The organism is Streptomyces sp. SS1-1 (genome assembly GCF_008973465.1).
Classification (GTDB): Bacteria; Actinomycetota; Actinomycetes; order Streptomycetales; family Streptomycetaceae; genus Streptomyces.
The window spans coordinates 1,619,060-1,639,735 of the sequence record NZ_WBXN01000004.1; the positions used below are offsets into that span (position 1 = coordinate 1,619,060).

General features: G+C 72.1%; 20 protein-coding genes. 9 read left to right on the forward strand and 11 right to left on the reverse strand.

All coding sequences use genetic code 11. From position 1 onward, the window contains the following. Positions 1 to 10: 10 nt before the first annotated feature. The 6 genes from F8R89_RS08570 to F8R89_RS08595 form a co-directional block, all read right to left on the reverse strand. Positions 11 to 1,462: an NCS2 family permease gene (locus F8R89_RS08570; RefSeq protein ID WP_151783403.1), complete on the reverse strand. Its 1,452-nt coding sequence runs from the start codon at positions 1,460 to 1,462 to the stop codon at positions 11 to 13. A gap of 296 nt (positions 1,463 to 1,758) precedes the next feature. After that, a complete protein-coding gene (locus F8R89_RS08575; RefSeq protein ID WP_151783404.1) occupies positions 1,759 to 2,355 on the reverse strand; it encodes a TIGR03086 family metal-binding protein in 597 nt (198 codons plus the stop codon). An 80-nt stretch (positions 2,356 to 2,435) separates the two neighbouring features. After that, positions 2,436 to 2,867, reverse strand: a complete 432-nt coding sequence (locus F8R89_RS08580; RefSeq protein ID WP_151783405.1) for a DUF6010 family protein — start codon at positions 2,865 to 2,867, stop codon at positions 2,436 to 2,438. Positions 2,868 to 2,976: 109 nt separating this feature from the next. Beyond that, positions 2,977 to 3,768: an ABC transporter permease gene (locus F8R89_RS08585; protein WP_151783406.1), complete on the reverse strand. Its 792-nt coding sequence runs from the start codon at positions 3,766 to 3,768 to the stop codon at positions 2,977 to 2,979. Continuing rightward, on the reverse strand, positions 3,765 to 4,727 hold the full coding sequence (locus F8R89_RS08590; protein WP_151783407.1) for an ATP-binding cassette domain-containing protein: 963 nt from the start codon (positions 4,725 to 4,727) through the stop codon (positions 3,765 to 3,767). The genes F8R89_RS08585 and F8R89_RS08590 overlap by 4 nt, the downstream gene beginning before the upstream one ends. Positions 4,728 to 4,762: 35 nt before the next feature. Continuing rightward, complete coding sequence (locus tag F8R89_RS08595) at positions 4,763 to 5,437, reverse strand: DUF4097 family beta strand repeat-containing protein (RefSeq protein ID WP_151788038.1); 675 nt, start codon at positions 5,435 to 5,437, stop codon at positions 4,763 to 4,765. Positions 5,438 to 5,667: 230 nt separating this feature from the next. On the opposite strand from F8R89_RS08595, the gene F8R89_RS08600 reads away from it, so the two are divergent. Continuing rightward, positions 5,668 to 6,405: a helix-turn-helix domain-containing protein gene (locus F8R89_RS08600; RefSeq protein WP_151783408.1), complete on the forward strand. Its 738-nt coding sequence runs from the start codon at positions 5,668 to 5,670 to the stop codon at positions 6,403 to 6,405. A 281-nt stretch (positions 6,406 to 6,686) separates the two neighbouring features. Here F8R89_RS08600 and F8R89_RS08605 read toward each other — a convergent pair whose 3' ends face one another. Together F8R89_RS08605 and F8R89_RS08610 are read right to left on the reverse strand one after the other, a co-directional pair. Beyond that, on the reverse strand, positions 6,687 to 7,850 hold the full coding sequence (locus tag F8R89_RS08605) for a hypothetical protein (RefSeq protein WP_151783409.1): 1,164 nt from the start codon (positions 7,848 to 7,850) through the stop codon (positions 6,687 to 6,689). Next, positions 7,847 to 8,800 carry a 5-dehydro-4-deoxyglucarate dehydratase gene (locus F8R89_RS08610; protein WP_151783410.1) on the reverse strand — a complete coding sequence of 318 codons (954 nt, stop codon included), beginning with the start codon at positions 8,798 to 8,800 and terminating at the stop codon, positions 7,847 to 7,849. The genes F8R89_RS08605 and F8R89_RS08610 overlap by 4 nt, the downstream gene beginning before the upstream one ends. A 260-nt stretch (positions 8,801 to 9,060) precedes the next feature. Between F8R89_RS08610 and F8R89_RS08615 the strand changes: the two genes are divergently transcribed. The 8 genes from F8R89_RS08615 to F8R89_RS08650 all read left to right on the forward strand — a co-directional run bounded on the left by F8R89_RS08615 (position 9,061) and on the right by F8R89_RS08650 (position 16,921). After that, on the forward strand, positions 9,061 to 9,870 hold the full coding sequence (locus tag F8R89_RS08615) for an NAD-dependent epimerase/dehydratase family protein (RefSeq protein ID WP_151783411.1): 810 nt from the start codon (positions 9,061 to 9,063) through the stop codon (positions 9,868 to 9,870). A 300-nt stretch (positions 9,871 to 10,170) separates the two neighbouring features. After that, the gene (locus F8R89_RS08620) at positions 10,171 to 10,941 is read left to right on the forward strand and encodes a DeoR/GlpR family DNA-binding transcription regulator (RefSeq protein WP_151783412.1); all 771 of its coding nucleotides are present in this window, start codon (positions 10,171 to 10,173) and stop codon (positions 10,939 to 10,941) included. Between the two features lie 96 nt (positions 10,942 to 11,037). After that, positions 11,038 to 12,408 (forward strand): ABC transporter substrate-binding protein, encoded by a 1,371-nt coding sequence (locus F8R89_RS08625; RefSeq protein ID WP_151783413.1) that lies wholly within the window; start codon positions 11,038 to 11,040, stop codon positions 12,406 to 12,408. Continuing rightward, entirely contained in the window at positions 12,405 to 13,343 is a 939-nt protein-coding gene (locus F8R89_RS08630; protein WP_151783414.1) for a carbohydrate ABC transporter permease, read from the forward strand. Before F8R89_RS08625 ends, F8R89_RS08630 begins: the two co-directional genes overlap by 4 nt. Further along, on the forward strand, positions 13,340 to 14,188 hold the full coding sequence (locus tag F8R89_RS08635) for a carbohydrate ABC transporter permease (RefSeq protein WP_151783415.1): 849 nt from the start codon (positions 13,340 to 13,342) through the stop codon (positions 14,186 to 14,188). Before F8R89_RS08630 ends, F8R89_RS08635 begins: the two co-directional genes overlap by 4 nt. Continuing rightward, positions 14,185 to 15,174, forward strand: a complete 990-nt coding sequence (locus F8R89_RS08640) for a zinc-dependent alcohol dehydrogenase family protein (RefSeq protein ID WP_151783416.1) — start codon at positions 14,185 to 14,187, stop codon at positions 15,172 to 15,174. The genes F8R89_RS08635 and F8R89_RS08640 overlap by 4 nt, the downstream gene beginning before the upstream one ends. Positions 15,175 to 15,277: 103 nt before the next feature. After that, entirely contained in the window at positions 15,278 to 15,499 is a 222-nt protein-coding gene (locus F8R89_RS08645; protein ID WP_151783417.1) for a hypothetical protein, read from the forward strand. Between the two features lie 210 nt (positions 15,500 to 15,709). Next, positions 15,710 to 16,921, forward strand: coding sequence for a TerD family protein (locus tag F8R89_RS08650; protein WP_151788039.1), 1,212 nt, complete (start codon positions 15,710 to 15,712; stop codon positions 16,919 to 16,921). Between the two features lie 75 nt (positions 16,922 to 16,996). Here the strand turns inward: F8R89_RS08650 and F8R89_RS08655 are convergent, their stop codons facing one another. The 3 genes from F8R89_RS08655 to F8R89_RS08665 form a co-directional block, all read right to left on the reverse strand. Further along, on the reverse strand, positions 16,997 to 18,019 hold the full coding sequence (locus tag F8R89_RS08655; protein ID WP_151783418.1) for a 1-aminocyclopropane-1-carboxylate deaminase: 1,023 nt from the start codon (positions 18,017 to 18,019) through the stop codon (positions 16,997 to 16,999). Between the two features lie 39 nt (positions 18,020 to 18,058). Further along, on the reverse strand, positions 18,059 to 18,748 hold the full coding sequence (locus tag F8R89_RS08660; RefSeq protein ID WP_151783419.1) for a GntR family transcriptional regulator: 690 nt from the start codon (positions 18,746 to 18,748) through the stop codon (positions 18,059 to 18,061). Positions 18,749 to 18,833: 85 nt separating this feature from the next. Beyond that, complete coding sequence (locus tag F8R89_RS08665; RefSeq protein WP_151783420.1) at positions 18,834 to 20,417, reverse strand: TROVE domain-containing protein; 1,584 nt, start codon at positions 20,415 to 20,417, stop codon at positions 18,834 to 18,836. Positions 20,418 to 20,676 lie beyond the last annotated feature (259 nt).

The following is a 20,676-nucleotide window of genomic DNA, read 5'->3' on the forward strand; positions in this document are numbered from 1 at the left end:
GCCACTGGCCTCACCTGACGCCGAGGATCTGCTCGATCGGGTCGATGGCGAAGTACACCAGGAACAGCGCCGAGGTGCCCCACAGCAGCCAGTGGATCTCCTTGGCCCGGCCGAGCACGATCTTGATCAGGACGTAGGCGACGAAGCCCGCGCCGATGCCGTTGGTGATCGAGTACGTGAAGGGCATGACGGCGATCGTCAGGAACGCCGGGATCGCGATCTCGTACCTGTCCCACTCCATGTTCTTGACCTGCGTCATCATCAGGAAGCCGACGGCGACCAGGGCGGGGGCGGCGGCCTGGAGCGGGACGATGGTCAGCAGCGGGGTGAACAGCAGCGCGAGCGCGAACAGGCCGCCGGTGACCAGGTTGGCGAAGCCCGTGCGGGCGCCCTCACCGACGCCGGCCGCCGACTCGATGTAGGAGGTGGCGGAGGAGGCCGAGGCCGCGCCGCCCGCGGCCGCCGCGGCACCGTCGATGAGCAGCACCCGCCCGAGGTTCGGCACCCTGCCCTCCTCGTCGAGGAGACCGGCCTCCGCGCTGACGCCGACGACCGTGCCCATGGTGTCGAAGAAGTCCGACAGGATCAGCGTGAAGATCAGCAGGACCACGGTGATGGCGGTGGTCTCCCCGAAGGCGCCGAACAGGCTGAAGTGCCCGAGGAGGCCGAAGTCGGGGGTGTCCACGACCTTGTCGGGCCACGCGGGCGTGGTCAGGCCCCAGCTCTTGATGTCGGCCAGCGAGTCGATGATCATCGCGACGACCGTCATGGTGACGATGCTGATCAGGATGGCGCCCTTCACCTTGCGGGCGAGCAGGGCGATCGTCAGCAGGACGCCGAGGCAGAACACCAGGATCGGCCAGCCGCCGAGGGTGCCGGTGCCGCCGAGCTGGACGGGCACGGTGGTGTTCGCGGCGTCCGGGATACGGCTGACGAAGCCGGCGTCGACGAAGCCGATGAACGCGATGAACAGGCCGATGCCGACGCTGATCGCCTGCTTCAGCGGCTGCGGGATGGCGTGCATGACGGCCTCGCGCAGCCCGGTGACGACGAGGGCGCAGATCAGCAGGCCCTCCAGGACGATCAGCCCCATCGCGTCGTCCCACGACATGAGGGGCGCGATCTGGAAGGCGACGACGGCGTTGAGGCCGAGACCGGCGGCGAGCGCGAGGGGCAGGTTGCCGGCGACGCCCATGATGATGGTCATGACCGCGGCGACCAGCGCGGTGGCGGTGGTGAGCTGGACGGGGTCGAGCTGGTGGCCGAACTTGTCCTTGGCGCTGCCCAGGATGATGGGGTTCAGGACAAGGATGTAGGCCATCGTGAAGAAGGTGGCGAAGCCGCCGCGTATCTCCCGGGGCAGTGTGGAGCCCCGCTCGGATATCCGGAAGAACCGGTCGAGGCCGCTCCCGCCCGGTTCGGGTGCTCTCGCCCGGTCGTCCACCTTCTGCGCTTCTGCCATGGCGTCACTCCTCGTCGCCCGAAGGATCACTGTGCGGATGCTGGCTGGATTGTTCCCCTGCCGCGGGGGTTTCAGGTTTTCGCCGTGTTACGGAAGGGCATCGGCGGAAGACCTCACCGCGCGTCCGCGGCCGTCGAGGCAACCGAACGCCGGTTCCCTTCATCTGACTTCACGGAGCGAGCACCGCACGCCCCGGGACCTGCCGGCCTGAGCCCCCCTCGGCCGGCAGCGCCGAACGCCCCGCCGGTGACGACCGGCGGGGCGTTCGCTCGTTCCAGGGTCCAGGGCCAGGTCCTCTACCGGGCCGGGTTCCAGCCGGGGTTCCGTCCGCTCAGGCCCACCGCGCGGTCCAGCAGGGGCGCTTGGGCCGGGACCGGGACGACGGGACCGAAGATGCCGTTCCCGCCCGGGCCGTTCTCGTCGGCGGCGGCCCACAGGAACTCGTAGGAGGCCCGCACGGCCGCGGGGTCGGGGTCGTACGGCTGCCCGGTGGCGCGGGCCAGGTCCCAGCCGTGGATGACGAGTTCGTCCGCGGCGACCGCGCCGGCGACGGCGCCGGGCATGTCGATGCCTCCCGCGCGGGTCGTCCCCGTCCAGGGGCCGGGGGCCCGCCACACCTCGGCGAGCTCGTCGAGGACCTGGGGCAGTTCCTCGCGCCAGCCGGGTCCGATGTCCGGTACGGCGGCGTCCGGGCTGGTGTCGGTCGTGGCGCCCAGGTCCTTGCGGCCGGCGTCACGGAAGGCGACGGACAGGCCGAGCAGGTGGCCCAGCAGATGACGGACGGCGAGGTCCGGGCAGGGCGTCGGCGCCGCGAGCTGGTCGTCCCGGACGGCCAGGGCGAGACGGGCGACGGCACGCGTCTGCGGTCCGAGGTCGAGAGTGGTGTCCGTCATGAGCCCGCTCCTCACAGTGCGATCGTGTGAAGGGTGGACCGGCGGCGGGGGCGGAACTCATCGGTGCCCGCCCGGCGGGGTCAGCGCGCGGTGAGGGCGGCCGCCCGCGCCGGGTCGCCCTTGCCCCGCACCCCCTGCCAGAGCTCGCGCGGGGTCCTGCCGCCCGCGAAGCACCACAGGGCGATCACCGGGTCGCAGATCGCGCAGCCCAGCGAGGAGGTGTGGGCGAAGGGGATGATCGGGTTGCCCTTGAGGTGGTGGACGGCGTCCCACGCGGTGTGGAGCAGCCAGGCGACGCCCACGAAGGTCCAGGAGTCCAGTCCCCGGTACGCGACCCAGGTGGCCACCGCCGTGAACGCGAACTCCCAGCCGTCCAGCCCGCCGCCGCTCAGGTAGGCGGCGCCCGCGCCGGCCACCATGACGGCGTTGAAGCGGCGCCGGTGCGGCTCCCGGATGAGGGACATCACGAGGACGTAGACGAGACCGACGCCGATCGGCGCGACGTACTGCATGGTTGAGTGCCTTTTCCCGTGGGCCGGTGGGACGGGCCACCACGCTAGGACCGGGTCGCGGCCGGTCCCAGAGGGGTGATCGACAGCTTCCGACGGGTTCCCGCCAGGGTCACTTCGGCTCGGCGTCGAACCGGGCCGCCGACCAGCGGTGCCCGAGGACCGCGAGCCCCAGGCACCAGGCCAGGGCCAGCCAGCCCTGGTGGCCGATGCCGGTGCCGAGGAGCAGCCCCCGCAGGGTCTCGATGGCCGGGGTGAACGGCTGGTACTCGGCGACCGGCCGGAACCAGCCCGGCATCGCGTCGAGGGGCACGAACGCGCTGGACAGCAGGGGCAGCAGGATGAGCGGCAGCGCGTTGTTGCCCGCCGCCTCGGCGTTCGGGCTGACCAGGCCCATGCCGACCGCGATCCAGGTGAGCGCGGTGGCGAAGAGCACGAGCAGCCCCAACGCGGCGAGCCACTCCAGCGGGGTGGCGTCGGTGGAGCGGAAGCCGATGGCCACGCCCACCGCGCCGACGACGACCACGCTGGCCACGGACTGGATCACACTGCCGACGACATGCCCGACGATCACGGAGCCGCGGTGGATCGCCATGGTGCGGAAGCGGGCGATGATCCCCTCGGTCATGTCGTTGGAGACGGAGACCGCCGTGCCGACCGTGGTGCTGCCGATGGTCATGAGCAGGATGCCGGGGACGATGTACGCGATGTACGCGGAGCGGTCCGCGGCGCCGCCGCCGATGCCGGCGCTCATGGTGTCGCCGAAGACGTAGACGAAGAGCAGCAACAGCATGACCGGCGTGAGCAGCAGGTTCAGTGTGAGGGACGGGTAGCGCCGGGCGTGCAGCAGGTTGCGGCGCAGCATGGTCGAGGAGTCGCGTACGGCGAGGGACAGGGTGCTCATCGGGCGGTCTCCTTGGCCGGGGCGGGGATGACGGCGTCGCCGGTCAGGGCGAAGAAGACGTCGTCGAGGTCGGGGGTGTGCACGGTCAGCTCGTCGGCCTCGATGCCGAGGGAGTCGAGCCGGCCGAGGAGCGCGAGCAGTTCGCGCTGGCTGCCGCCGTTCGGGATCCGCAGCGCGAGGGCGTCGTCGTCCCGGTGGACCTCGCCCAGCGCGGTGGAGGCGCCCCGGTAGGCGGCCGGGTCGGTGAAGCGGAGCCTGACGTGGCCGCCGGGGACCAGCCGCTTCAGCTCCTCGGCGGTCCCCTCGGCGGCGATCGTGCCGTCGTTCAGCACGGCGATGCGGTCGGCGAGTTCGTCGGCCTCCTCCAGGTACTGGGTGGTGAGGAAGACGGTGACGCCGCCGGCGACGAGCTCACGGATGATCTGCCACATGGAGTGCCGGGAGCGCGGGTCGAGGCCGGTGGTCGGCTCGTCGAGGAAGATGATGCTCGGGTCGCCGACCAGCGTCATGGCGATGTCCAGGCGCCGTTTCATGCCGCCGGAGTAGGTGGACGCGGGCTTCCGGGCGGCCTCGGTGAGGTCGAAGCGCTCCAGCAGTGCGGCGGCGGCCCGCCGGCCCTCCCGCCTGGGGAGGTGGTGCAGGTCGGCCATGAGGAGCATGTTCTCCTCGCCGGTGATCAGGCCGTCGACGGCGGAGAACTGGCCGGTGACGCCGATGGCGGCGCGTACGGCCTGGGGGTCGGCGGCGAGGTCGTGCCCGCCGACCCGGATCGGGCCGCTGCCGGGGCCGGGCTGGATGAGGGTGGAAAGGATCTTGACGACGGTGGTCTTCCCTGCGCCGTTGGGTCCCAGCAGGGAGAAGATCGTTCCCTGGGGGACGGTCAGGTCGATGCCGTCGAGGACGGTCGTGTCGCCGTACGACTTGCGCAGGTCGTGCGCGGTGATGGCCGCGTCGGTCATGGGCGGGTTCCCCCTGTGTGGTCCGGGTGCGGGTGTCACAGGCTGCGGGCGGTGATGTCGCCGTAGCCGGTGGTGGCGTGGATCTGCAGGGCGGCGCCGGCGCCCTCGGTGTTCCGCAGGCTGTTGTGGATGCGCCCGTAGGCGGTGCCGGCGTCGAGCGCGGCGGAGACGTCGCGGGCTGCGCCGACGGTGACGGCCCCGTGCCCGGTGCGCAGGGTGACCTGGCCGCCGACGGCCTCGGTGACGTCGATGTCGCCCTTCTGCGTGCTGATGTCGGCGGCGCCGCGCAGCCGGCCGACGGTGATGTCGCCGGCCTTGAGGCTGAGACGGGCGCTGTCGGCCTCGTCGACCTCGACGGTGGCCTGGGCGCCCTCGAAGGAGAGGTCGCCGAGGCGCCCGACGCCGCGGAGTTCGGCGAGGGCCGCCCTGGCGTCGACGCGGGAACCGGCGGGGAGCCGGACGGTCACCTCGACGGCGCCGGGGTCGCGCAGGGCGCGGGCACCGGTCAGCGGGGCGGCGGTGACGTCGAGGACGCCGTCGGCGCAGCGGACGTCGATCCGCTCGGCGGCCTGGACGTCCCGGCCGCGGGCCGCGTCGGCGGGCCGGACCTCGACGGTGACGTCGTCGCGGTCCCCGGCGATGAGCTGGAGCCGTCCGGCCGGGACGTCGAGGACGAGGGCGATCGGGGCGGGGGCTGCGAAGGTGTGCACGGTGTTCTCCTCGAAGTGCGGCACGGTGTTTTCCAACACCAGAAACGCTACGTTGCATTCACTAGCTGGGCAACACGCTTGTTGCACTGAAACGCAGTAATCACAGCTCAGCACGCCAATTTCGTTGCAACGACCCTGACTGCAATGCAACGCGACACGTGACTCCCGTTGCAATGAGTGGACCTCGAAAGCTACGCTGACGTCCTGCACGCACGAAGGAGGAGGACGCGATGCCGGGAGGCAGGCTCACCCAGCAGGAACGTCAGCGGATCGCCCTGGGGCTGGCGGACGGGCTGGCGTACGCGGAGATCGCGCGGAGTCTCGACCGGCCGACGTCGACGATCACCCGTGAGGTCATGCGCAACGGCGGCCCCACCGGGTACCGCGCGGACCTCGCCCAGCGGGCGGCGGAGCGCCGGGCGCACCGGCGCCGGTCGGCCTCGTCGCCGGGCCCGGCGTCCGGACCGCTGCCGTACGGGCGGGACGCGGAAGCGGTCGCCGACTACGAGGAGCGGTTCACGACCGTGATGATGGGAGCGGGCCTGGCCAAGTCGATGTCCCGGGTGATGGTCTGCCTCCTCACCAGCGACAGCGGCAGCATGACAGCGGCCGAGCTGGCCGAACGTCTGGGGATCAGCCCGGCGACCGTCTCGAAGTCCATCGCGTTCCTGGAGAGCCAGTCCCTGGTGCGCCGGGAACGCGACGACCGCCGGCGCGAGCGGTACGTCATCGACGACGACCTCTGGTACCAGTCGATGGTCGCCAGCGCACGGTCGCTGCTGGAGCAGGTGGAGTTGGCCCGTGAGGGCGTGGACGTGCTCGGTCCGGGCACCCCGGCGGCCGTCCGGCTGGAGAACGTCAGCCGCTTCCTCCGGTTCGTGGCCGAGAGCCTCAGCCGCGCCGCCGAGCAGGCCCGTGAGGTCCTCCACACGAGACCGGACACGGCCGAGGGGGAGGACGAGAGCTGAGAGCGTTTACCTGTAGGACAGCTCAGCTCAGTGGACCAGAAGCGCGGTCAGCCGGCACTGACCGGGCACGCTCTCTATGTGGACCGGCATGCGTGCACGGTACCGCCGGGCACTGACAACTGACCTCTGCACGCTGGGCTCGACTGGATTGAAGTACGGTCCCGGCGGGCGCCGAACGCGATCGGTCTCGCGGCAGGGGCCGTGCTGGTCGACGTGGTGGACGTGACCGTGCTGCTCGCCGCCCTGGGGGTGGTGTGGGCGGCGAGCGCGGTACTCCTGCGTCAGAGCGCGGCGAGCCCTTCCCGCACGGCCGACAGGTCGTCGTCCGACGCCAACCCGGCGTGATACAGCCGCAGTTCGGTGGCGCCCCGGTCCCGTGCGCGGGCCGCGTCGGCGGCGAGCGTGCCGGGGCTGCCGCCCATCCCGGAGACCACCGGGAGGTTGGCGGCGAGCACCGCGCCCGCGCGGCCCTGTTCGGCGAACGGGGTGAGCAGTCGGGGGCCGCCCGCGCAGGGCACCACCACACCGTCCGCGACGGAGAGGATGTGCGCGGGGTCCACACCGACGTTGGCGCCGCAGTGGTGGGTGACCGGGTCGGCGTGCAGCAGCACCTGGAACCCTTCGGGGGCGGCCCGGCGGACCGCCGCGACCGCGGCCTCCTGGAGGGTGCGGGCGGTCGTGTCGCGCCACGCGCGCGTGGCCGTCGCGTACTCCTCGCCGAGCAGCTTCTCGACGCCGGCCCAGCCCTCGTCGGCGGCCGTGCCGCGCCACAGCGGTTCGAGCGCGGCGCGGACGGCGGCGGCCAGTACGTCCGCGTCGACGCCCCGCGCCTCGTACCCCCGCGCGCAGTCCGGGCAGAAGCACAGGGACATCAGGTACTGCCCGGCGTCCCCGAGCGCGACCCCGGCGGTCTTGTCGTGGGCGTGCAGATGCTGGAGGCCGTACCAGCCGAGCGACTCCAGTTCGGTGCCGCGCGCGCCGGGGCGTACGGCGGCCTCGGCGGCGAGGTCGACGAGGTACGCGCGCGTGGCGGGCTGGGCGACGCACGGCGCCCACGGGTAGCGGTCGCCGTAGGCGTTGACGACGGAGGTGGCCGGATGCTCGGTGCCCAGCCGGGAGTTGTGCGCGAGCACCACCCAGGTGTGCACCTCCAGACCGGCGTCCGTGAGCGCGGCGGCGGCCTCACCGAAGGCGTCGCCGGGCGCCCAGTCGCCCGCCGGGTAGGGGCGCAGGTCCCGGCCCTGCCAGTGGGCGCCGGGCGGGTAGAGCACGGCCGCGTGGTCCGCCGTGACGACGCGGTGGCGGGGGTGGCGGGGGGTGAGGGCGCGGGTGGAGTGGTAGGCCGAGGCGAGGGTCGCCTGCCGCACCCCGAGCCCGGCGATCCGGCCGGCCGCCTCCGGATCCCCGACGACGTCCCAGGGGTAGACGAACGCCGACGCCTTCACCGGGCGTCCTCCGGGTCCGCGTCCAGCAGGGTGTGGCCGCGCTCGATCAGCTGCGCGAGCTGTTTGACGTGGTCCTCGGCCGGCTCGTGCAGCGGGGGCCGCACCTCGCCCACGTCCAGGCCGCGCAGCCGTACGCCGGCCTTGACGAGGGCGACGGCGTACCCCGCGCCCTGGGCGCGCAGTTCGACGAACGGGCGGTAGAAGCCGTCGAGGAGCCGGCCCACCGTGTCGTCGTCGCCGTCGTGCAGGGCCTGGTAGAAGGCGAGGGCGATCTCGGGGGCGAAGCAGAACACGGCGGAGGAGTACAGGGTGACGCCGAGGGCGCGGTAGGCGAGCTGGGTCTGCTCGGCGGTCGGCAGGCCGTTGAAGTAGAGGAAGTCGCCGGGCGCCTCGGAGCGGACGGCGCTGACGATCCGCTGCATGAGGTCGAGGTCGCCGAGGCCGTCCTTGAGGCCGATGATCCCGTCCGTGCGGGCGAGTTCGACGACGGTGTCCGGGGTGAACACGGCGTTGTCGCGCTGGTACACGATGACGGGGAGCGGGGTCGCGGCGGCGAGCGTGCGGTAGTGCCGCAGCAGCCCCTCCTGTCCGGCGACGACGAGGTACGGCGGCATCGCGAGCAGCCCGTCGGCGCCCGCCTCCTCGGCGAGGGCCGCGTGGCGCACGGCGAGGGCGGTGCCGTAGCCGGTCCCGGCGACGACCGGCACGCGCCCCTCGGCGGCCTCGACGGCGGCCCGCACGCACGCCTGGAACTCCTCGGGGGTGAGGGCGTGGAACTCCCCGGTCCCGCAGCAGGCGAAGACGGCCGCCGCCCCGGCGTCGACACCGGCCCGGACATGGGTGCGGTAGGTGTCGAGGTCGACCGGGCCGTCGGGTCCGTAGGCGGTGACGGGGAAGAACAGCGGCCCGCCGGGAAGGCTCAGGCGTGCGGCGAGAGGGGCTGGCGTCACGGGCTCTCCCTAGAACAGGCGCTCACGTTTCTGATCCACGTCCATATTCTTGAACGACGTCAGCCTAAGGAGCGCCATCGAGGCCGGTCAAGCGCACATCCGGGCCGACCGGCGGCGAATCCGCCCTCTTCACGGGAGACTTGACGCGGTCGCCGACGGCTCCTTAGCGTGTCCACGCATGTGAATATGGTCCAAGCATGCGGCCTTCACCGCCGCACGTGACCCCCTTTCCACGCAGCGCCGAGCCCAGGAGCCCGAGGATGCCCGCACCCCGCACCGTTCTGCTCACCGGCGCCGCCGGCGGCCTCGGCACCCTGATGCGCGGGCTGCTCCCCGCGTACGGCTACGACCTGCGGCTGCTCGACATGCGCCCCATCGAGGACGAGCCGGACGCGATCGTCGCCGACCTCGCCGACCGGGAGGCGCTGCGCGAGGCCGTACGGGGCGTCGACGCGATCATCCACCTCGCCGGGATCTCCCTGGAGGCCCCGTTCGAGAAGATCCTGCGGGCGAACATCGAGGGCACCTACCACCTGTACGAGGCCGCCCGCGAGGAGGGCGTCGCACGGATCGTCTTCGCCTCCTCCAACCACGCCGTCGGCTTCACCCCCCGCCCGCAGGGCGACGACCCCCTGATCCCCGTCGACACCCCGCGCCGCCCGGACACCTTCTACGGCCTGTCCAAGTGCTTCGGCGAGGACCTGGCCCAGCTCTACTGGGACAAGTACGGCCTGGAGACGGTGTCCGTGCGCATCGGCTCCTGCTTCCCCGAGCCCACCAGCGTGCGCATGCTGTCGGTCTGGATGAGCCCCGCCGACGGGGCGCGGCTCTTCCACGCGGCCCTGACCGCGCCGGACGTCGGGCACACCGTCGTCCACGGCTCCTCCGCCAACACCCGCCTGTGGTGGGACCTCACCGGCGCCCGCGCCCTCGGCTACGAGCCGCGGGACGACTCCGAGCCGTACGCGGAGAAGCTGATCGCCGAGCAGGGCGAGCTCGACCCGGGGAACATCGCGCACGCCTACCTGGGCGGCCACTTCGTGAGCGACCCGCCGATCTGGCCGTACTGACCGGAAAGCGTGGCCGGAAAACGGCGGGCGGGCACCGAACGGGCCCGCCCGCCGCCGCGTTCGGGCACCGGCCGCGCCCGATCCCACGCCGCCTCCCGCGTCCGCGCAGGTCCGAGACGGGCACACCACACCGTGAACGGGCACATACGGGCAGCATCGGGCGCGCAACAGAGCTGGTCAGGCCCGTACACCCGCTGTAGAACTTTCCCCCAGGGACGCCACCGGGCCCGAACGGGCACCGGCCGGACTCCTCCGGAGGCGAACGATCGGGACAGTCAGCGGCGAAGGGCAAGGGTCGGCATGAGCACGAGAACGGCCGAGGACCGCCAGCGCGAGATCGTGCTGGCCGCACGGCGCGACGGCTCCGTGGACGTCACCGCGCTCGCCGCCGAGCTGGGCGTGGCCAAGGAGACCGTACGCCGGGACCTGCGGATCCTGGAGGACCACGGGCTGCTCCGTCGCACCCATGGCGGCGCCTACCCCGTGGAGAGCGCCGGCTTCGAGACGACGCTCGCCTTCCGCGCCACCAGCCATGTCCCCGAGAAGCGCCGGATCGCGGTCGCCGCGGCCGAGCTGCTCGGGGACGCCGAGACGGTCTTCGTCGACGAGGGCTTCACTCCGCAGCTCATCGCCGAGGCCCTGCCCGCCGACCGGCCGCTCACCGTGGTCACCGCGTCCCTGCCGGTCGCCGGGTCCCTCGCCGGGGCCGAGCACGTCTCCGTGCTCCTGCTCGGCGGGCGGGTCCGGTCCGGCACCCTCGCCACGGTCGACCACTGGACCACCAAGATGCTGGCCGGCTTCGTCATCGACCTGGCGTACATCGGCGCCAACGGCATCTCCCGCGAACACGGCCTCACCACGCCCGACCCGGCGGTCAGCGAGGTCAAGGCACAGGCCATCCGCGCCGCGCGCCGCACGGTCTTCGCGGGCGTGCACACCAAGTTCGGGGCGGTCAGCTTCTGCCGGTTCGCGGACATCGGCGCACTGGAGACGATCGTCACGAGCACCCTGCTCCCGTCCACCGAGGCCCACCGCTACGCGCTCATGGGGCCGCAGGTCATCCGCGTCTGACGCACGACTCCCCACTCCCCACGGGGCGCCGCCGCACCTGCGGCCGCCCCATATCACCCCTATCTCCCCATACGTCCTCACGTCCAGGAGCGATCCATGCGAACCCAGAGCCGACGACGGCCACCGCGAGCCACGCTCGCCGCGGCCGCCGCAGGGACGCTGCTCGCCCCGCTGCTCTCCGGCTGCTGGACCGGAGCGGGCGGGGCCGGCTCCGGGGGCGACGCCATCAACGTCCTGATGGTCAACAACCCCCAGATGACCGAGCTGCAGAAGCTCGCGCCGCGCTTCACCCGGGAGACCGGCATCAAGGTCAACTTCACCGTGCTCCCCGAGAACGACGTCCGCGACAAGATCAGCCAGGACTTCGCCAACCAGGCCGGTCAGTACGACGTCGCCACGCTCTCCAACTACGAGATACCCATCTACGCCCGCAACGGCTGGCTGAAGGAGATGGACTCCTACGTCGCCGGCGACCCCGGCTACGACGAGCAGGACGTCCTCAAGCCGATGCGCGAGTCCCTCACCGGCGACGACGGCAAACTCTACGGCCAGCCCTTCTACGGCGAGTCGTCCTTCCTGATGTACCGCAAGGACGTCTTCGAGAAGGCCGGCCTGACGATGCCGAAGCATCCCACCTGGCGGCAGGTGGCCGAGTTCGCGGAGAAGACGGACGGCGCCGAGCCGGGCATGAAGGGCATCTGCCTGCGCGGACTGCCGGGCTGGGGTGAGGTCATGGCCCCGCTGACGACCGTCGTCAACACCTTCGGCGGCACCTGGTTCGACAAGGACTGGAAGGCGCGGCTGGACTCCCCCGAGTGGAAGAAGGCGACGAAGTTCTATGTCGACCTGGTGCGTGAGCACGGCGAGTCCGGCGCCGCCCAGTCCGGCTTCGCCGAGTGCCTGAACAACATGACCCAGGGCAAGGTCGCCATGTGGTACGACGCCACCTCGGCGGCCGGTTCCCTGGAGGCGGCCAAGTCCCCGGTCAAGGGGAAGGTCGGCTACGCCCCGGCGCCCGTCGAGAAGACCGAGTCCGCCGGCTGGCTCTACACCTGGGCGTGGGGCATCCAGGACGCCTCCCGCAACCCCGACAAGGCCTGGAAGTTCGTCTCCTGGGCGTCGGGCAAGCGCTACGAGCAGCTCGTCGGCGACGAGTTCGGCTGGTCCAACATCCCGGCCGGCAAGCGCGCCTCCACCTACGCCAACCCGGACTACCGCGCGGAGGCGGCCGCCTTCCAGGAGATGACGAAGGAGTCCATCGAGGGCGCCCGGCCGAAGAACCCGGGGGTGCAGCCGCGGCCCGCGCCCGGCATCCAGTTCGTCGGCATCCCCGAGTTCACCGACCTCGGCACCAAGGTCTCCCAGGAGATCAGCGCGGCCATCGCCGGACGCCAGTCCGTCGAGTCGGCCCTGAGGAAGTCCCAGCAGCTCGCCGAGAAGATCTCCGAGGAGTACGAGGGGCGATGACAGCGACCACCACGGCCCCCGTGGCCACGCCATCCGTACGCACCACCCGTCCGCCCTCCGCGCGGCTGCGCAACTGGGCGACCAGGGCCCCGCTGCTGCCCGCGCTGATCTTCATGATCGTGGTGACCCAGCTGCCGTTCGTGGCGACGCTGGTCATCTCGTTCTTCGACTGGAACTCCCTCTACCCGGACGCCCGGCACTTCGCCGGACTGGAGAACTACCAGGAGGTCCTCACCGACGCCGACCTGCGCCACTCGGTGTGGACGACCGTGCTGCTGACGGTCGCGGTCGTGCTGGCCAGCCTCGTCCTCGGCCTCGCGCTCGCCCTGCTGCTCGACCGCCGCTTCAAGGGCCGCGGAGTGGTCCGCACCCTGCTGATCGCCCCGTTCCTGGTCGTGCCCGTCGCCGCCGCGCTGCTCTGGAAGCATGTGCTCTACAACCCTGAATACGGTCTGTTCAATGGGCTCTTGCACTATGTGGGCGGCCCACAGCCGGACTGGATCTCCAACACCCCGCTGCTCGCGGTGGAGGCATCCCTGGTCTGGCAGTGGACACCGTTCATGATGCTGATCCTGCTGGCCGGCCTGCAGAGCCGCGACCACGAGCAGATCGAGGCGGCCCGCGTCGACGGCGCGAGCGACTGGCAGATCTTCCGCCACCTGACGCTGCCGCATCTGCGCCGCTACCTCGAACTCGGCGCCCTGCTCGGCTCAATCTACATCGTGCAGAACTTCGACGCGGTCTTCACGATCACGTCCGGCGGCCTGGGCACCGCCAACCTGCCCTACACCGTCTACCAGAGCTTCTACCAGGCGCACGAGAACGGCCTCGCCTCGGCCGCCGGCGTCCTGGTGGTCATCGGCTCGATCATCATCGCCACCTTCGCGCTGCGCGTGGTGTCGTCCCTGTTCCGCGAGGAGGTGTCGCGCGCATGAGCGCCGTGGCCGTACGACGTCCCAGCCGCCGCAAGGGAACGGGCCTCGGCCTGGTGGCCTGGCTGCTCGGGATCGTGTTCTTCCTGCCCATCGCCTGGATGGCGCTGACGTCCTTCCACTCCGAGCAGGACGCGGCGACCAACCCGCCGTCCTTCGCCGCGTCGCTGACGCTGGACGGCTACCGGGAGTTCTTCGGCGCGGGCGGCGGTGCGAGCCCCTGGCCGGCACTGATCAACTCGGCGGTGGCGTCACTCGTCTCCACCCTGTTCGTCCTGGTCCTGGCCCTCCCGGCGGCCTACGCCCTGTCGATCCGCCGGGTGAGGAAGTGGACGGACGTCCTGTTCTTCTTCCTGTCGACGAAGATGCTGCCGGCCGTGGCGGGCCTGCTGCCGCTGTACCTGTTCGCGAAGAACACCGGCATGCTCGACAACATCTGGCTGCTGGTCGTCCTCTACACCTCCATGAACCTGCCGATCGCGGTGTGGATGATGCAGTCCTTCCTCGCCGAGATCCCCGTCGCCGTGATCGAGGCGGCCCGGGTGGACGGGGCGCAGCTGCCGACGGTCCTCACCCGCGTGGTGGCCCCGATCGCCCTGCCGGGCATCGCCGCGACGGCTCTGATCTGCTTCATCTTCAGCTGGAACGAACTGCTCTTCGCCCGGGTGCTGACCGGCGTCGTCGCCGAGACCGCGCCCGTGTTCCTGACCGGCTTCATCACCAGCCAGGGCCTGTTCCTGGCCAAGGTGTGCGCCGCGTCGCTCGTCATCTCCCTGCCGGTGCTCGCCGCGGGGTTCGCCGCCCAGGACAAGCTGGTCCAGGGCCTGTCGTTGGGAGCCGTGAAATGAAGGCCGCCGTCATCGAGTCCGTGGGCAAGGCCGTCGTCGCCGAGGTCCCCGACCCGACGCCCGGCCCGCGCGAGGTCGTCGTCGAGGTCGCCGCGTGCGGCCTGTGCGGCACCGATCTGCACATCCTCCAGGGCGAGTTCGCGCCGAAGCTGCCGATCGTGCCGGGGCACGAGTTCGCGGGCGAGGTCGTCGGCGTCGGCACCGGGGTCACGGAGCTGTCCGTGGGCGACCGGGTGGCCGTCGACCCGTCCCTGTACTGCCACGAGTGCCGCTACTGCCGCACCGGGCACAACAACCTGTGCGAGCGGTGGGCGGCGATCGGCGTCACCACGGCGGGCGGCGCCGCACAGTACGCGGTCGCCCCGGTGGCGAACTGCGTGAAGCTCCCCGAACACGTCCGCACCCAGGACGCGGCCCTCATCGAGCCGCTGTCCTGCGCGGTACGCGGCTACGACGTCCTCCAGTCCCGCCTCGGCGCCCACGTCCTGATCTACGGCTCCGGCACGATGGGCCTGATGATGCTGGAGCTGGCCAAGCGGACCGGTGCGGCGAGCGTCGACATGGTGGACCTCAACCCGGCGCGCCTGGAGACCGCCCGCCGCCTCGGCGTCTCCGCGTCCGCGGCCACCCCCGACGAACTTGACCGGCCGCAGGGCTGGGACCTGGTGATCGACGCGACGGGCAACGCGGCGGCGATCCAGGACGGCCTCGGCCGCGTCGCCAAGGCGGGCACGTTCCTCCAGTTCGGGGTCGCCGACTACGCGACCCGGGTGGAGATCGACCCGTACCGGATCTACAACCAGGAGATCACCATCACGGGCTCCATGGCGGTCCTGCACAGCTACGAACGCGCGGCGGAACTCTTCGCCAACGGTGTCCTCGACCCGGACGTCTTCATCAGCGACCGCCTCCCGCTGGACCGGTACCCCCAGGCCCTGGACCAGTTCGCGTCGGGAGTGGGCCGCAAGATCGTGGTGGTGCCGTAGCAGCTCGTCGCACGCCGGACGCGCTGATTCCAGCCGTCCGGCGTGCGCGGACGAGGGCGAAAACCCTTAGGAGCCCGCGCCCCCGCTCCCGTACCATCCCGGCATGGCCAGACCGAGCGGCTTCGCGTACGACGCCCACCCCGACGGAACCGTCCACATCACCCACCACGGCCGCCGCGCCACCATCCTGCGGGGCGACCGCGCCGCCCGCTTCCTCGGCGAGGTCACCACCTCCGACCCACAACTCGTCATGGCCCGCTGGACCGGCAACTACCGCCACGGCAACGAGCGCACCGCGCGATCCCACCCCCGCAACCAGCACTGACCCCCGTACCGCCGCCGCTCGCCACCAGCCTGTCCGGCGTTTGAGGACGAGGCCCGTCCAGGACCGACGCGGGGGTCCGGGGGGGGCGGCAGCCCCCGGGGACGGGAAGGTCAGGGGCGGCGGGGGCGAGGAAAGCCGGCGGAGCCCACCGTTCGGCCCTGGGTAAGGGAACGGTAAAAGAGCCTCGCTCGTTGACCCGGCATGACAGCTATGACCCCCGGCTCGAACATCCCTCTCCCCACCGCGCGCGTGACGGTGGACGTCGCCGCCCCGGTGCGGCTCGACGTATCGGGCCTGCTGCTCACCGCCGACGGCAAGGTGCGCTCCGACGACGACTTCATCTTCTACAACCAGCCGGCCGGCCCCGGCGTGACCTACCGCTCCGGCGGCGGCACGGCCCCGGACTCGATCACGGTCGACACCTCGGCCGTACCTCCCGGCATCGAGAAGATCGTCGTCACGGCCAGCCCGGACGCGGCCGGCCAGACCTTCCGGGGCATCGAGCCCACGGCCACCCTCCGCGGCGCCGACGACCAGGCCGTCCTCGCCACCTTCACTCCCCCTCAGCTCGGCGACGAGACCGCGCTGGTGGTCATGGAGATCTACCTGCGCAACGGGCAGTGGAAGGCCCGCGCGGTCGGCCAGGGCTACGCGAACGGCCTGGCGGGCATCGCCACCGACTTCGGCGTCACCGTGGAGGAGCCGGCCCCGGCCGCCGCCCCCGCGACCCCCGTCACCCCGCCGCAGCCCGTGACCCCGCCCGCCCCGCCGGCCCCGCCCCTGACCGCCCCGGCCGCTCCCCCGGTCCCCCCGGCGCCGCCCGCCCCGCCCGCGCCCGGCACCGGGAAGATCAACCTCGACAAGGGCCGCGTCAGCCTCCAGAAGAACCAGACCGTCTCCCTGATGAAGGGCGGCCAGCCCCTCCTCAGCCAGGTCAAGATGGGCCTCGGCTGGGAGCCGGCGTACCGCGGCAAGGACATCGACCTCGACGCCTCCGTGATCGCCTACGGCCCCCAGCGCAACCACGTCGACAGCTGCTACTTCGGCAAGCTGCAGATCGTGAACGGCGCCATCCGTCACTCCGGTGACAACCTCACGGGCGAGGGCGCCGGGGACGACGAGACCATCACCGTCGACCTGGGGCGCATCCCCATGGACGTCACCGGTCTGGTCTTCACGGTCAACTCGTTCTCCGGCCAGAAGTTCACCGAGGTCGCCAAGGCGTACTGCCGGCTGATCGACGCCCTGACCGGAGAGGAGCTGGTCCGCTTCGACCTCACCGGCGCCGAGCCGCAGACCGGCGTGATGATGGCCAAGCTCATCCGTCAGTTCTCCGGCGAGTGGGAGATGACGGCCATGGGCGACTTCGTGAAGTCCCGCACGGTCCGCGGCATGGTCAAGCCCGCCGCGCAGGCGCTGTAGCGGGAGGCAGGCCGGTGGGGCGCTCCCCGCGTCCGGGAGCGCCCCACCCACAGCGGCCCCTCTGCTGCAGCGCGCTCAGAACAGCGCGCTGTACGCGTTCAGCGCCGGCTGCCCGCCCAGGTGGGCGTACAGGACCGTGGAGTCCGGGCCGATCTCCCCGCGCCGGACCAGGTCGATCATGCCCGCCATCGACTTCCCCTCGTAGACGGGGTCGGTGACCATGCCCTCGGTGCGCGCGGCCAGCCGCATCGCGTCCAGGGTGGTGTCGTCCGGTACCCCGTACGTGCCCGCGTGGTACCGCTCGTCCAACTCGACGTCCGCCTCGGTGAGTTCCCGTCCGACGCCGATGAGCCGCCCGGTGCGGTCCGCGATCCGGGCGATCTGCGCACGGGTCTCGGCGGGCTTCGCGGAGGCGTCGATGCCGATGACCCGGCGCGGCCGGCCACCCGCCTCCTCCAGCGCCGCGAACCCGGCGACCATCCCGGCCTGCGTGGACCCGGTCACCGAGCAGACGACGACCGTGTCGAAGAAGACGCCCGCCGCCCGCTCCTGCTCGGCGACCTCGTACGCCCACCCGGCGAAGCCCAGCCCGCCGAGCGGATGGTCGGAGGCGCCGGCCGGGATGGCGTAGGGCCTGCCGCCGGACTCCTCGACCTCCCGCAGGGCCTGCTCCCAGCTCTCCTTGAAGCCGATGCCGAACCCGGCGCGCACGAGGCGTACGTCGGCTCCGGCGAGCCGGCTGAGGAGGATGTTGCCGACCTTGTCGTAGACGGCGTCGGGCCAGTCGACCCAGCTCTCCTGCACCAGCACGCACGTGAGCCCGGCGCGGGCGGCGACGGCCGCGACCTGCCGGGTGTGGTTGGACTGCACGCCGCCGATCGAGACCAGCGTGTCGCAGCCCTGGGCGAGCGCGTCGGCGACCAGGTACTCCAGCTTGCGGGTCTTGTTGCCGCCGTAGGCGATCCCCGAGTTGCAGTCCTCGCGCTTGGCCCACAGCGAGGCGCCGCCGAGGTGGGCGGTCAGCCGCTCCAGCGGATGCACGGGGGACGGGCCGAAGAGGAGGGGGTAGCGCTCGTAGGAGGAGAGGGACGGGGACATGGGGCGCCTCCAGGGGAAGGGGGTCGGTCGTCCTCGGTGTCAGCCGGAGCCGCGACCGGCCGGGGTCTGCGGGTCTGCCGGGTCGGCCTGGTCCGCCAGGTCGGCGAGGGTGCGCCAGATCTCCGCGGTGACGCGGACGGCGGTGTCCACGTCACCCGCCGCACACGCCTCGATCAGCCGGTCGTGCAGCCCGGCCGAGCGGCAGGTGCCGCCCTCCCCGAACCGCCGTCGCTCCAGGCGCCGGATGAGCGGGGTGTAGCGGGCGACGGTCGCCGCGGCCGCGCGGTTGCCGCTCACCCGGACCAGGACGTCGTGCAGGGCGTCGTCGGCCCGCAGGGCGCGGTCCACCTCGCCGTCCGCGACGGCGGCGGCGAACCGGGCGTTGGCGGCGCGCATGGCGTCCACGTCCGCGCCGGTCAGCCGGGGCACGGCGACCCGCGTGACCAGTTCGTGCATCGCGCCGACGACGGCGGCGGCGTCCCGGACGTCGGAGGCCACGAGCGGGGTGACCCGGGTGTAGCTCTGCGGCTTGCTCTCCAGCAGCCCCTCGTCCACGAGCCGGGAGAACGCCTCGCGCACCGGCGCCCGGGACAGCCCGAGCCGCTCGGCGAGGTCGGCGTCGCGCACCACCGCGCCGGGCTCGATCTCCCCGGCCACGATGGCGTCCCGGATCGCCTCGTACGCCCGGTCCCGCAGCAGGGACCGGCCGACGGGCCGTATGGCCTCCATGAACTGAAATGTTAGATGTCAATTCCCCGCCCGGACAAGAGTGCGGCCCGCACCCCATCGGGAGTGCGGGCCGAGACCTCGGTGCTCACGCCGCCCAGGGCCAGTCCGCGTTCCGGGCGCTCTCCAGCAGCGGCACCATCCGGAACGCGGCGTCCGACAGACCGCCGAACGTATGCCGGTTCCCCGTGCCCGACGGGCCGTGGCCCGCCCGGTAGCCGGCGAGGTTCCACGTGTAGACGGGCACGTCGGCGGGGATCTGCTCGGTCGGACCGCCGTGCCGGCTGGGCGCGTACTGCTCGTCGGTGACGATCAGCACCCGGTCGTGCCCGCGGTAGTGGGTGCGGACGGCGGCCGTGGTGTCGGTGCCGCCCAGGTCGCCGAAGCGGCCGAGGATCTTCAGCACCGACTCGCCCGTGCGGAAGGGCACCGGCGCGCTGGTGGAACCGAACTCCACGAGGTCGGCCTTCCGGGCGCGCAGGGCCAGCGCCGTACCGAAGATCGCCGCCGCGTCGGCCCGGTTCAGCTCGGAGCGGTCCGACAGCCGGGACCAGAACATCGAGCCCGAGCGGTCGACGAGGATCAGCGTCCGGCCCGGCAGGGCGGGCACGTTGGCCAGCGAGTGGCCGAGCGCCTGCTCCAGCGGGTAGGCCCAGCGCAGGGAGGGCGCGTGCCGGTACGCGGCGAGGTACCGGAACGGGAACTGCCGTGACCGCGCGACCTCCGCCGGGTCGCTGATCCGGGCGGCGACCCGGGCCGCCACCTCGTCGCTGACCCCGGCCTCGTCGAAGTTGCGCAGGTTGCGCACGAGGGCCATCAGGCCCATGGACGGGATCACGGCCTCCCAGGCCGCCTTGTCCATGGGGCCCTGGAGCCAGCCCGCCAGCGCCTCCCAGGTCATCCCGGCCGCCGCCAGCCGCTCGGCGCCGCCCTCGGAGGTGAGGACCGCGCGCCGCTCCCCGACCGGTACCGCCATGAGCGCGCGGTGCGCGGTGAGCACGGGGGCCGACGCGGGCGGCTCGGCCGTCTCCGGGTGGTGCCGGCGGTCGAGCGCGTACCGGAACAGCTCGCCCTGCCACGGCTTCGCCGGGTCGGGCGCCGCGTGCGTCAGGTTGAGGACGTCGCCGAAGCGGTAGCCCTTGGACGCCGTGTCGTACTTGAGCAGCGACTTCCCGCTGTACAGACGGCGTACGGCGTCGGCGATGCCGCGCTTGACGGGCTTCGGCACGCTCCGGCCGTACATCGACGTCCAGTAGGCGAGCAGCTCGCCGGGCTCGTCGGGGCGGCGCAGCACCGAGTCGACGACCCGCCGGTTCGACGGGCCGTCGGCGGCGCCCGCGTCGAGCCGCGCCTTCACGTACTCGGCGGCGCCCACGAGGGCGGCCGTACGGAGGTTGCCCTCGGCGCGCAGCCAGCCGAGCAGGCCGGCCGTCCACTCCGGGTCGCTGACGGCGAGTTCGCGCACGAGCGCGGCGAACCGGTCGTCGCGGTCGGCGCCGCTCTCGTAGAAGGCGCGCTGCGAGACGAAGTTGCCGACGGCGAGCAGGAACAGCTCGGAGCGGGCGTCACGCTCGTGTCCGCGGCCGCCCTCGTAGGTGCGCAGCACGCGGCCGGTCGACGTCACGCGCGAGGTGGGCTGCGCCGTGGCCGTACGGGTGTTGAATCGCGCCATGATGGAATTCCCCCTCTTTCTCTGCTGCCTTCGTGAAGAAAGGCGCGGCAGAAGGAGGGTGCCCGAGGACTGAATCGGCTGCGGTCCTTATCAACTGGCGCGTCTTCCGTTCCGCCACACCGGCCCTGAGCCGATGACGGGATTCGAACCCGCACGGGGGCAGTCCCCCACCAGTTCCCCGAAGTATCCGCCGCCTTCGCACCGGGCACCCACCATGAGCTGCGCCTCCCGAGATCAAGTCGGCCACGGTCGGGATTCT